Origin of the sequence: Acinetobacter sp. YQ_14, assembly GCF_043102985.1 — a bacterium.
In the GTDB taxonomy this organism is placed as follows: Bacteria; Pseudomonadota; Gammaproteobacteria; order Pseudomonadales; family Moraxellaceae; genus Acinetobacter; species Acinetobacter venetianus.
Genome location: NZ_JBICJJ010000019.1, coordinates 122668 through 135613, shown reverse-complemented (window position 1 = coordinate 135613; position 12946 = coordinate 122668). Strand labels below are relative to the sequence as shown.

The 12946-nt window shown below is 42.2% G+C and carries 12 protein-coding genes; 11 read left to right on the top strand and 1 reads right to left on the bottom strand.

Going from position 1 to position 12946, the window contains the following annotated elements; all coding sequences use genetic code 11:
- Positions 1-11: 11 nt before the first annotated feature.
- The 11 genes from nuoG to ACF8D3_RS09490 all read left to right on the top strand — a co-directional run bounded on the left by nuoG (position 12) and on the right by ACF8D3_RS09490 (position 12039).
- The gene (gene nuoG, locus ACF8D3_RS09540) at positions 12-2696 is read left to right on the top strand and encodes an NADH-quinone oxidoreductase subunit NuoG (protein ID WP_286942884.1); all 2685 of its coding nucleotides are present in this window, start codon (positions 12-14) and stop codon (positions 2694-2696) included.
- Between the two features lie 3 nt (positions 2697-2699).
- Positions 2700-3716 (top strand): NADH-quinone oxidoreductase subunit NuoH, encoded by a 1017-nt coding sequence (gene nuoH, locus ACF8D3_RS09535; RefSeq protein WP_061393340.1) that lies wholly within the window; start codon positions 2700-2702, stop codon positions 3714-3716.
- Between the two features lie 18 nt (positions 3717-3734).
- On the top strand, positions 3735-4277 hold the full coding sequence (gene nuoI, locus ACF8D3_RS09530; RefSeq protein WP_004881322.1) for an NADH-quinone oxidoreductase subunit NuoI: 543 nt from the start codon (positions 3735-3737) through the stop codon (positions 4275-4277).
- Positions 4277-4795, top strand: coding sequence for an NADH-quinone oxidoreductase subunit J (gene nuoJ / locus ACF8D3_RS09525; RefSeq protein WP_017196614.1), 519 nt, complete (start codon positions 4277-4279; stop codon positions 4793-4795). The genes nuoI and nuoJ overlap by 1 nt, the downstream gene beginning before the upstream one ends.
- Entirely contained in the window at positions 4795-5103 is a 309-nt protein-coding gene (gene nuoK / locus ACF8D3_RS09520) for an NADH-quinone oxidoreductase subunit NuoK (RefSeq protein ID WP_004881318.1), read from the top strand. Before nuoJ ends, nuoK begins: the two co-directional genes overlap by 1 nt.
- Positions 5100-6995, top strand: coding sequence for an NADH-quinone oxidoreductase subunit L (gene nuoL, locus ACF8D3_RS09515; RefSeq protein WP_061393339.1), 1896 nt, complete (start codon positions 5100-5102; stop codon positions 6993-6995). Before nuoK ends, nuoL begins: the two co-directional genes overlap by 4 nt.
- 1 nt (position 6996) lies before the next feature.
- Entirely contained in the window at positions 6997-8595 is a 1599-nt protein-coding gene (nuoM, locus tag ACF8D3_RS09510) for an NADH-quinone oxidoreductase subunit M (protein ID WP_004881315.1), read from the top strand.
- A gap of 3 nt (positions 8596-8598) precedes the next feature.
- Positions 8599-10095 (top strand): NADH-quinone oxidoreductase subunit NuoN, encoded by a 1497-nt coding sequence (nuoN, locus tag ACF8D3_RS09505; RefSeq protein ID WP_286942880.1) that lies wholly within the window; start codon positions 8599-8601, stop codon positions 10093-10095.
- A 107-nt stretch (positions 10096-10202) separates the two neighbouring features.
- Positions 10203-10838 carry a uracil phosphoribosyltransferase gene (upp, locus tag ACF8D3_RS09500; protein WP_019385118.1) on the top strand — a complete coding sequence of 212 codons (636 nt, stop codon included), beginning with the start codon at positions 10203-10205 and terminating at the stop codon, positions 10836-10838.
- 118 nt (positions 10839-10956) lie between these two features.
- Positions 10957-11250, top strand: a complete 294-nt coding sequence (locus ACF8D3_RS09495; protein ID WP_004881310.1) for a cold shock domain-containing protein — start codon at positions 10957-10959, stop codon at positions 11248-11250.
- A gap of 84 nt (positions 11251-11334) precedes the next feature.
- Positions 11335-12039 (top strand): cold shock domain-containing protein, encoded by a 705-nt coding sequence (locus ACF8D3_RS09490; protein ID WP_286942877.1) that lies wholly within the window; start codon positions 11335-11337, stop codon positions 12037-12039.
- A gap of 12 nt (positions 12040-12051) precedes the next feature.
- Here the strand turns inward: ACF8D3_RS09490 and gigC are convergent, their stop codons facing one another.
- Complete coding sequence (gene gigC, locus ACF8D3_RS09485) at positions 12052-12936, bottom strand: LysR family transcriptional regulator GigC (protein ID WP_004881307.1); 885 nt, start codon at positions 12934-12936, stop codon at positions 12052-12054.
- Positions 12937-12946: the final 10 nt, after the last annotated feature.

Sequence of the window (12946 nt, the reverse complement as noted above, 5' to 3'; positions counted from 1 at the left end):
GGAATTCGACTATGGCTACAATTCATGTCGATGGAAAATCGTATGAAGTCAACGGCACAGAAAACTTGCTACAAGCATGTCTTAGCCTTGGCATCGACATCCCGTATTTTTGTTGGCACCCATCCTTAGGTTCTGTTGGTTCTTGTCGTCAATGTGCGGTGACTCAGTATGCAAATCCTGAGGACACACGTGGACGTTTGGTGATGTCATGTATGACACCCGCTGCTGACAATACCTATATCTCGATTGAAGACAAAGAAGCAACGGATTTCCGTGCGTCGATCGTTGAATTCTTGATGACGAATCACCCACATGACTGTCCAGTGTGTGAAGAAGGTGGTCACTGTCATTTACAAGATATGACGGTAATGACTCAGCACGACCGTCGTCGCTATCGCTTTACGAAGCGTACTCACTATAACCAAGAGTTAGGTTCGTTCATTGCGCATGAGATGAACCGTTGTATCGCTTGTTATCGTTGTGTGCGTTACTACAAAGACTATGCGGGTGGCACGGACTTTGGTGTATATGCCAATGCTTCACGTGTTTACTTTGGTCGTCCAGAATCAGGTACTTTAGAATCTGAATTCTCTGGTAACTTGACTGAAGTTTGCCCAACAGGTGTATTCACGGATAAAACACATTCAGCACGTTATAACCGTAAGTGGGATATGCAATATGCACCAAGCGTATGTCATGGTTGTTCTTCTGGTTGTAACATCTCTCCGGGTGAACGCTATGGTGAAATCCGTCGTGTTGAAAACCGTTTCAATGGCTCTGTAAACCAATACTTCCTTTGTGATAAAGGTCGTTTCGGTGTGGGTTATGTCAACCGTGAAGATCGTCCACGTCAACCACAATTCCGTAATGGTGAAACTGTTGCTACTGTGACTGTGGATCAAGCACTTGATCAAGTGATTGCACAGCTTCAAGGCAAAAAAGTGCTAGGTATTGGCTCTCCACGAGCAAGCTTGGAATCAAACTACGCACTTCGCGAATTGGTTGGACAAGACAACTACTCAACAGGGATGTCTCAAAAAGAGCAGAACTTGGCTGAGCTAGCTGCATCAATCATGCAAACGCAGGGTATTTATAACCCGAACATGCGTGAAATTGAAAGCTATGATGCGGTATTGATCTTAGGTGAAGACTTAACGCAAACTGCACCACGTATGGCTTTGTCAGTACGTCAAGCGGCGAAAAATAAAGCCAAAGAAATGGCGGCTGCAACACGTACGCCAGACTGGTTAGCTGAACCTGTACAACGTATTGGTCAAGATGCAAAATCTCCAATTTATATCCTTGCGGCTACGCAAACTCGTTTAGCAGATGTAGCAACGGGTGAAGTCGTCGCATCGCCAAACGATATTGCACGTTTAGGTTTTGCTGTTGCTGCTGCGGTTAAAGGTGAGTCACTTGCTGGCCTAGCTGATGATGCAAAAGCATTTGCTCAAACCATTGCGGATACGTTGAAAGCAGCGAAAAAGCCATTGATTATCTCTGGTACAAGCTTACAAGATCCAGCGATTATGGAAGCAGCTGCACAAGTTGCACAGAATCTAGGTGAAAATGCGGGCTTGTCATTGACTGTTCCTGAAGTGAACACAATGGGCTTGGCATTGTTCGGTGGTTTAAGCCTAGAACAAGCTTTTGCACTAGATTATGATGCAGTCGTTGTTGTAGAAAATGACTTAACGCGTCGTTTGCCAGTTGCTCAAGTTCAAGCTGCATTTGATAAAGCTCAAACTGTGATCGTTTTGGATCATAGTGAAACTGAGACTTTGAAACTTGCTGATATCGTACTTTCTGCTGCAAGCTTTGCTGAAGGTGATGGTACTGTTGTGAGCCAAGAAGGTCGTGCGCAACGTTTCTATCAAGTGTATGACCCAAGCTATTACAAGCCTGAATATGCGATCAAAGAATCATGGCGCTGGTTACATGCCGTTGAGACGGGTCTTAAAGGCAAAGCAGTCGATTGGACATTGTTGGACGATGTCATTGAAGACATCGTGAAAAATGTTCCTGTGCTTGCTGCAATTGAAGATGTTGCTCCAGATGCTGGCTATCGTATTCACGGTTTGAAAATTGCACGTGAACCACGCCGTTATTCTGGTCGTACAGCAATTCGTGCGCCTTTATCGATTCATGAACCAAAACAACCGACTGATCCAGATTCAGCATTAACGTTCTCTATGGAAGGTTATGTGGGTAATCAGACAGCATCTTCATTAGTACCATTCGCATGGTCTGCGGGTTGGAACTCTCCTCAAGCTTGGAACAAATACCAAGATGAGGTGGGTGGTCACTTAAAAGGTGGTGATTCAGGTGTACGTCTATTTGATCGCTTAGCAAAACGTCCTGCACGTAGCTATGTAGCACCGTCGGCTGTTGTTGTGAATCCTGAAAGCTTCCGTCTTGTACCAATGCACCATATTTTTGGTTCTGGCGAATTCACCATTAAAACACCTGCGATGGAATCTCGTATTCCTGAAGCGATGTTTGCGGTGGGTGAACAAGATGCGACACGTTTAAATGTTCAAGATGGTCAACGAATTACAGTTCAAGCGGGCGAAACTAGCATCAGTTTACCTGTGCAAGTGATTGAATATTTACCAACAGGCTATATTGGTTATCCAATTGGTTTAGCACCAACAGTTTCATTGGCAGAGCCAGTGTCTGTGGCGGTAGGAGTGTAATTCATGAATCAAGAAATTATACGTCAAACGCCACTTTGGGCTGAAAATTGGCCAATTGCTTATTCAGTGATTCAAGCCATTGTGATCTTGCTTGTGGTGGTTTTGGTTGCTGCTTTGATGTCATTCATTGAGCGTCGTCTGTTAGCATTATGGCAAGACCGTTACGGTCCGAACCGTGTTGGTCCGGGTGGTATGTTCCAGATCGTTGCCGACATGCTCAAGATCATGTTTAAAGAAGACTGGACACCAAAGTTTGCTGACAAGCTCACTTTCCGTTTAGCACCAGCAGTTGCGATGGCAACTGCTGTACTCTCATTCATGGTCATCCCAGTGAGTCCTACACTAGGTGTTGCTGATATGAGTATCGGCCTATTGTTCTTTATGGCAATGGCGGGTATCGCAGTCTATGCGGTGTTATTTGGTGGTTGGTCTTCAAACAACAAATACTCATTACTCGGTGGTCTTCGTTCGGCTGCTCAAACCATTTCTTATGAAGTGTTCTTGGGTATCTCGTTGATGGGTGTGGTTGCAATCGCAGGTTCATTTAACCTTCGTGAAATCGTTGAAGCACAACGTGATATGTGGTTCATCGTTCCGCAATTCTTAGGTTTCTTAATCTTCGTGGTTGCTGGTGTTGCTGTGACTCACCGTCATCCATTTGACCAACCAGAAGCTGAGCAAGAGTTGGCCGAAGGTTACCATGTTGAATATGGTGGTATGAAGTGGGGGATGTTCTTCGTTGCGGAATACGTCAACGTTGTTTTGATCTCAGCTTTGATCGTGACTTTATTCTTCGGCGGATGGCTTGCACCATTTAACTTAGAAATTCCATTTGTTCCACCAGTATTCTGGTTCGTGATTAAAACAGCATTCTTTGTAATGATGTTTGTCTTGGCGCGTGGTTCGTTAATGCGTCCTCGTTATGATCAAGTCATGAACTTTGGTTGGAAAGTGTGTTTGCCATTGGCGTTGGTCAACTTGTTGGTGACTGGTGCTGTGATTCTGATGAATCAGGCCTAGGACAGCAGGGAGTACAAAATGTATAAAATTCTAGCTGGATTCGGATCGATTGTTCGTTCGTTATGGATGGTGTTTAGCCATGTAACGCGTAAACGTGACACGATTTTATATCCAGAAGTACCGGCTGAACAAATTGTTCCACCACGCTATCGTGGTCGCATTATCTTAACGCGTGATCCTGATGGTGAAGAGCGTTGCGTGGCATGTAACCTTTGTGCGGTTGCTTGCCCAGTTGGCTGTATTTCATTACAAAAAGCAGAAAAAGAAGATGGACGTTGGTATCCAGAGTTTTTCCGCATTAACTTCTCACGCTGCATTTTCTGCGGTATGTGTGAAGAAGCATGTCCAACAACTGCAATTCAGCTCACACCAGATTTCGAACTTGGTGAATATGTACGTCAAGACTTAGTTTATGAGAAAGAAAACTTACTTATCTCTGGACCGGGTAAATATCCTGACTACAACTTCTACCGTGTAACAGGTATGGCGGTTAGCGGTAAAGAAAAAGGTCAAGCACAGAAAGAAAGTGCACCAGTTGATGTACGGAGCTTATTACCATGATGTGGCCATTTTATTTGATGGCGCTCGTGGCCATCGTTTCAACAGTTCGTGTTGTAACCAATACGAATCCTGTGCATGCACTTTTAAGTTTGATCGTTTCACTTCTTGCTGTTGCAGGTATTTTCATGATCGTGGGCGCGCCGTTTGCGGCTGCGCTTGAGATCATTGTTTATGCTGGTGCGATCATGGTCTTATTCGTCTTCGTTGTCATGATGTTGAATCTTGGACAAGATACGATTGAACAAGAAAGCAAATGGTTGTCTTCGGATGCTTGGGCTTATCCAGCAATGTTGAGCTTCATTTTAGGCTTGATTTTGGTATGGATGCTAGGCGGTGAATACACCACAATTTCTGCACCTATGGGTACAGAAATTGTTGGGCCTAAAGCAGTCGGCCAAGCACTATTTACTCACTATCTATTATTGGTAGAAGTTGCCGCGATGTTATTGCTTGCAGCACTTGTTGCAGCATTTCACTTAGGCAAACGTGAACCAGGTGCAGAAGAGGATAAAGAATAATGGGACACATCCCTTTAGAACATGGTTTGATCGTTGCGACCATCCTTTTTGCACTGGGTTTTTACGGTGTAATGGTACGACGTAACTTTTTATTTATGCTTATGAGCCTCGAAGTGATGATGAATGCTGCTGCGTTAGCATTTGTTTTAGCGGGTAGCGTTTGGGCGCAGCCAGATGGACAAATCATGTTCATCTTGATTCTGACGCTTGCTGCTGCAGAGGCGTGTATCGGTCTTGCGATCGTCCTTCAGTTTTATCATCGCTTCCATCACTTGGATGTGGATGCTGCTAGTGAGATGCGCGGATGAGTACATTATATTTAACCGTTTTATTTCCGCTCATTGGTTTTATCCTGTTAGCGGCAGGGCGTGACAAACTTTCTGAAAATGTAGCCGCTATTATTGGTGTGGGTTCAGTTGGTTTATCTGCTCTATTTGCTTTAATTGCGGGTATTGCATTTACCAACAGTGGCGAAGCAGTGTTTGTTCAACACCTTTGGACTTGGTTCAGTGTTGGCGGTTTTGAGCCAGGTATCAGTTTACATTTGGATGGTTTGTCATTACTCATGACAGGCATGATCACAGGTGTGGGTTTCCTGATTCATATTTTCGCATCATGGTATATGCGTGGTGAAGAAGGTTATGCGCGTTTCTTCTCTTATTTCAACCTATTCGTTGCCAGCATGTTGTTGTTGGTATTGGGCGATAACTTAGCGTTATTGTTCTTAGGTTGGGAAGGTGTTGGTCTGTGCTCATATCTATTGATTGGTTTCTACTACTCTAACCCTGCAAATGGTTGGGCAGCAATCAAAGCATTTACAGTAACACGTGTGGGTGACGTATTTTTACTCATCGCATTGTTCTTGCTCTATCAACAATTTGGTACGTTGAATACACAGTACATCGTTGAAAATGCAGCAACTGTCATGACGCAAAGCTCATCATTGTCGATCTGGACAGCATTGATGTTGTTCTTAGGTGCGGCGGGTAAATCAGCGCAAATTCCATTACAAACTTGGTTAGCTGATGCGATGGCTGGTCCTACACCAGTATCTGCATTGATCCATGCTGCAACAATGGTTACAGCGGGTGTGTACTTATGCTGCCGTATGTTCTCTGTGATGGAAATGGCACCAGAAGTAATGCAGTTCATCTCGATTACAGGTGCTGTAACTTTACTGGTTGCTGGTTTTGCGGCATTGGTTCAAACCGATATCAAACGTATCTTGGCCTACTCAACTATGAGTCAGCTCGGTTATATGTTCATGGCTGTGGGTGCTGAAGCATATCAAGCTGGTTTGTTCCATATGTTGGCTCACGCATTCTTCAAAGCGTTATTGTTCCTTTCTTCAGGTGCAGTGATTTTGGCATGTCATCACGAACAAAACATTTTCAAAATGGGTGGATTACGTCATAAGATTCCATTCGTATTCTGGTGTTTTGTGATCGGTGGTGGTGCATTAGCCGCGCTTCCAATCGTGACTGTTGGCTTCTTCTCTAAAGATGCGATCTTGGGTGCCGTATATGCACAGTCTACAATTGCAAATCTTCCACTTTACAATACTTTGTACTGGGTTGGTGTTGCAGGTGCATTCTTAACGTCTATCTATACTTTCCGTTTAATCTGGGTGGTATTCTTCGGCGAAGAGAAAACGCATGCACATGCGATTCATGGCGTGACTTATTGGGGACCACTTGCGATTCTTGCTGTGTTATCAACAGGAATTGGCTATTTCCTTCAAGCGCCAGTTGCAAAATTATTGACGACTGCAAGTATTCCAAGTTTTGTTGTTCCTGAAACATTAGAAGCTGCTGTTGCACATGCTGAGCATTTAGCAAGTGGTATTGCACTTGCTGGTTTAGCAGTTGGTATTTTCTTATTTGCCTTTGCTTATGGTGCGGTTAAATCTTTTGCTCAAACGTCATTGGGTTCTGGTTTAGCACATATCTGCCGTACAGCATTTGGTTTTGATGCTTTGTATGACATCGTATTTGTAAAACCTTATTTATTGATTGCTAAAATCTTAGGTCGTGATCCAGTTGATGGTTTATGGCTGGTGCTTCCTGCAATCGTGAAAGGTGGAAATAGCTTTACAAGTTCACGTCAGACAGGTTCATTACGTGAATACGCATCAAGCATGTCACTCGGTGTAGTGGTGTTATTGATGATCTTGATCGTTATTCAGGTTGTGGGGAAATAAAATGGAAAACAATTTAATTTTACCCGCACTGATTTTAGTTCCTTTCATTGCTGGTTTTATTTGTTGGTTGGTTGATAAATTCGACCAACAACTACCACGTTGGATTGCCTTAATCGGTATGCTCATTACCTTTGGTTTGGGCATTGCACTTTGGCAAAGCGGTACATATAGCTACGAGTTGGGCGGTAAAGTCCCAACTTGGGCAGCAGAATTCCATCTTCCTTGGATTCAAACTCTCGGTATTAGCATTCACTTAGCGGTGGATGGTTTATCTCTTCTTATGGTGCTCCTCACTGCATTACTTGGTGTGCTTGCAGTTGGTTGTTCATGGGGCGAGATCCAAAAGAATGTTGGGTTCTTCCACTTAAACCTCCTTTGGAGTTTAGGTGGGGTAATCGGTGTATTCTTGGCGATTGACTTATTCTTGTTCTTCTTCTTCTGGGAGATGATGCTTGTACCAATCTACTTCTTGATTGCGTTATGGGGTCATAAGGGGTCGAATGGTCGTTCACGTGTTTACGCTGCTACCAAATTCTTCTTATATACTCAAATCGCTGGTTTGATCATGTTGATTGGTATCTTAGGACTTGTTGTCTATGGATACATGATGACAGGTATGATCGGCTTTGATTACAACTATTTATTAGCTGTTGCGAACCACTTACCACCTGAAGTTGCTTATGCATTCATGCTGTGTTTCTTCATTGGTTTTGCGGTGAAATTACCAGTATTCCCATTACACGGTTGGTTGCCTGATGCGCACGCGCAAGCACCAACAGCGGGTTCTGTGGATTTAGCAGGTATTTTGATTAAAACGGCTGCGTATGGTTTGCTTCGTTTCGTTATTCCATTCTTTCCAGCAGCATCAGCACAATTTGCTGATATCGCAATTATTCTGGGCTTGATTGGTATTTTCTACGGTGCATTCTTAGCGTACCAACAAACAGATATGAAACGCTTACTTGCGTACACGTCTATTTCGCACATGGGTTTCATCTTACTTGCAATCTATGCAGGTAATATACTGACTTTCCAAGGTTTAATGATCATGATGTTGGCACATGGCTTGTCATCTGCGGCACTGTTCATTATGTCGGGTCAAGTTTATGAGCGTTTACATACACGTGATTTACGCTTAATGGGCGGTTTACGTGGTCAGCTTCAATACTTACCATTCTTCTTGATGTTCTTTGTTGCAGCACTTGTTGGTGTACCAGGTCTAGGTAACTTTATCGGTGAATTCCTGATTCTTATGGGTTCATTCAAAGCTTACCCAGCTTTCACTATCATTGCAGCAGTGAGCTTGGTATTTGCGGGTCTTTATGGTCTGATTCTGATTCACAAAGCATTGTTTGGTGAGCCGAATCCAGAACAAAAGCAGCACTATACAAGTCCATTGAAAGATCTATCAGCGCGTGAAGTTGGTATTTTGATGATCTGTGTGATTGGTCTAGTTTGGTTAGGTATTTACCCACAAACATTCTTGGATATGTCTCATTCAAGCATGCAATGGTTAGTAAATAGTTATATGCCAGTACAAGAAGTTGTTGAAACTGTTCAACAGGCTGCAACTCAACTTGAACATGTGGAGATGCAATAAATCATGAACTTCACAATTTCTTTTTCTGAGCTAATGCCTCTTGCTCCAGTAATGATTGTGGCATTGACTGCAATTGTTGTGATGTTGTTGACTGCGATCAAACGTAATCACAATCTTATCGCGACAACTTCAGTGATAGGTTTAAACCTCGCTGCAATTTATATCGCATACACTGCATATACAGGACATTTTGCACCTGTAAATGTTATGGGCATGTTTATGGTTGATCCATTTACCATGCTCTATCAATTCTTGATTTTGATTGCTGCATTAGCGTGCTGTACCTTGTCACACGCTTATATTGAGACCTATAAAGAAAACCGCGAAGAACTTTACATCTTGCTACTGTCTTCAGTTGTAGGTGCAATGTTATTGGTTGCAAGCTCTCACTATGCAGCTTTCTTCATCAGCTTAGAGTTGATGTCGATTCCTGTATACGGCATGTTGGCGTACACGTATCAACGTAGTCAGTCTTTGGAAGCAGGGATTAAATACCTTGTACTTTCAGCAACGGCTTCTGCAATGTTGCTTATGGGTATGGCATATATCTATGCGTACACAGGTTCATTGTCATTCTATGATTCTGTTCAAGCGTTGATGACTGCGATTAAACAGCCAATGGTGTTATTAGGCTTAGGCTTAATCATCTTTGCAGTTGCATTTAAACTTTCACTTGCACCGTTCCATAAATGGACGCCAGATGTATATGCAGGTGCACCAGCGCCAATGGCGACATTCTTGGCAACGGCTGCAAAAGTTGCAACGATTGGTCTGTTTGTACGTTACTTACTCACTTCAGGTGCGATCTTAGTTGAATCGCTAGTTACTGTGTTAACCGTGATTGCAGTGTTATCGATCTTGGTGGGTAACTTACTTGCTGTGCGTCAAGTAAACTTAAAACGTATTTTAGGTTATTCATCAATTGCACACTTTGGTTATTTACTGATTGCATTACTCAGCATGACTTATGCAAGCTTAGGTAGTGTAACTGTTTATGTGATCACTTATGTATTAACGACAATTGGTGCATTCGGTGCAGTTGCTTTAATGTCGAGTCCATACAACAACGTTGATGAGGCTGAAAGCCTTGCAGACTACCGTGGTTTGTTCTGGCGCCGTCCGATTTTAACTGCAACGCTGACTGTGATGATGTTGTCTTTAGCGGGTATTCCACTAACAGCAGGCTTCATTGGTAAGTTCCTCGTCGTTATGGCTGCGGTGACAACACAACACTGGTTCTTAGCTGCAATGATCGTGGTGGGTAGTGGTATCGGTTTATACTACTATTTACGTGTAATGGTTGTGATGTATATGACACCACCAGACGTACCACGTATTGATGCAGATGCACATTGGGGTACTAAAGTAGGCGGTATCATGGTATTAGGTGCTGCATTGCTTGTGTTATTCCTAGGTATCTATCCTGATCCAATGATTAACTTAGCATTGAAGGCAGAGATTCTTTCTCCATTGCATTTTATGTTGTCACAACAACAGTAATTATCTGATTTGTACAAAAAAGCCTCCAAAAATTGGGGGCTTTTTTATTGAAGAGTAAAAAAACACTTTATAATAACCGAAGATTAATATTACCTAGGTACCCACTCGTGTCTATCCAAGAAATTCGCCATCCGCTTATTCGCCATAAAATTGGTCTATTACGTCGTTCAGACATTAGTACCAAGAATTTTCGTGAGTTAGCGCAAGAAGTCACGATGTTATTGACCTATGAAGCAACAAAGGATCTTCCTGTTGTTGATCATGAAATTGATGGATGGGCAGGGAAAGTCTCAACTCAACGTATCGCAGGGAAAAAAATCACTATTGTACCGATTCTTCGTGCTGGTATTGGTATGCTAGAAGGGGTGCTGAACTTGATCCCAAGTGCTAAAGTCAGTGTTTTGGGCTTAGAGCGTGATGAAGAAACTTTAGAAGTTCGTACCTACTATAAAAAATTAGTCCCTGATGTTGCCAATCGTATTGCCATGATTATTGATCCAATGTTGGCGACTGGTAACTCTTTAATCGCGGCGATTGACGTATTAAAAGCAAGCGGTTGTAAAGATATTCGTGTGATGGTTCTTGTTGCTGCACCTGAAGGAATTGCAAAAGTAGAAGCCGCACATCCTGATGTACGCATTTATACAGCTTCAATCGATCAAGGCTTAAATGAAGATGGTTATATCGTACCTGGTTTAGGTGATGCTGGTGATAAGATTTTTGGTAGTGTCCAAAAAGATTAATTTTTAAAAATAAATAAAAGAGACGAGATCCTGTCATAAATTTTATGAGAGATCTAAAGTCTCTTTTTTTATTTTCTATATACTATGAATATCGGTTTTTAAAAGTAGGGTAAACGTCATGAAACAAGATTTTTATCAAGGCAAAGTAAAACAATATAATCCTGATAAGGGCTTTGGTTTTATCGGTACAACAGAGGGTGATGTCTTTTTTCATATTTCAGATTTCCCTGCGGAAGAAGGTGAGCCTAAGCGAAATGAAAAAGTGAAATTTGCTGTAGTAGAAAATCAAGGTAAGTTTAAAGCGATTCAGATTGAGCGTGTTGATCCAAATCCAGCAAAAACCAAGAAAACTCAAATCTCAAATCATAATAAAGCGATTACATCGGAATTATTATCAAATTTTAGACGTTGATTTTCATTGAAATATCATGGAAAAAGAGGCTTTTTAGCCTCTTTTTTATTAGAATAGTGTCAATATAAAAATAGAGTGTGAAAGATGTTTATTGAGGGAAAAATTAAAAAATACAATTCAGAAAGAGGTTTTGGCTTTATTGACGTTGATGGTGATCACGCTGATGTTTTCTTCCATATTAAAGATTTTCCTAAAACAGCAGGCGAACCTAAGATTGGTGAAAAGCTAAAGTTTTTGATTGTTGAGGGTAATGGAAAATTTAAAGCGGCAAATATTGTACGTTTGGATTTGAAGACAGTCAGTACAAACTATCCAAATCATTCTGATAATGGGGCAAGTGATCCAAAGCTGATGTTAAAACCTACTCAGAGTAGTAAAAAGGGACTGGCATTTACCATCGTTGGCCTTATTATCATTGCGATTTTAGCAGGGCTCGTTTTCCAAAAGTATCAAACTTTTCAACAAGCCAAAGCATTGAAAACGGCTCAATTAATTGAAGAGCAAAAAAGAATAGTTGAGCAACAACGAGAAGCAGTGGGTGAGCTGCCTGAAGTTAAACTCTCGGAAAAGACGGAACACGCTTTGAAAGCACCATCAACTCCGCCAGTACAAACGTATAATGCATCGCCTGTAACTGCAACTCAAAAATTTAGTTGTGATGGACGACAGCACTGTTCACAAATGAGGTCGCTTGAGGAAGCTCGATGGTTTGTTAGAAACTGTCCGAATACTAAAATGGATGGTGATAATGACGGAGAACCGTGTGAAAATGATTCTCGTTGGAGATAAAAAAGATCAGGTTTAAACCTGATCTTCACAGAATTGTAGAAATGCTTTTAGGCCTGGACCTTGATATTTTTGACGATGTACCAGCATAAAGAGTGGGCGAGTAAGCTGCCAAAATGGTGTATCTAAAATAACAAGTTGTCCTTTTTCAGCTAAAGGTTCAATAGCGAGTCTTGATACACATGACATGCCTAAGCCACCTGCAACGATTTTTAAAATAGCTTCGTTATGACCAAGTGTTAAACGGATATTTGCATCAGGTAGGTCTTGCAAAATCGCGTTATCAAATACTTCTCGAGTACCTGAACCTTCTTCACGTAAAATCCATTCAACGTCATGGAAATCAGTGGGTGTGATTGGGCGATTTAATTGCGCTAATGGATGTTCAGGTGCGCAACACACAGCCAACTCGTCATCTCGCCAATGAATGCACTGTAATTGTGGTAAATGGCATGAACCTTCGATTAATGCTAAATCAAGTTGGAATTGATTAACCGCTTCAATCATTTGGCGGGTATTACCGACTTGTAATTGTAGATGTGCTTGTGGATGGCGCTGTAAGAAATCAGCCATAAGATCAGGCATCAAATAATCACTGATGGTAAGTGTTGCACCTAGACGTAAATCAATACTTTGCAATTCGCCTTTAGCTGCTTGCTCGAATGATTCACAACGACCTAAAATCTCTAAAGCTTGTGGGAGTAGGAAGCGTCCCAAATCATTGAGTTGTAGGCGTTTGCCTAAACGATCAAACAAAGGTGCACCAAGACCATCTTCTAAATCAGCTAAGGCCATGCTTGCCGCACTTTGGGTGAGTCGGACAGCATCACTAGCTTTGGTTACGGTTCCTTCCTGAGCGACCGCCACAAAAACAGCCAATTGGCGTAAGGTCATGCGCATGTTAAATAGC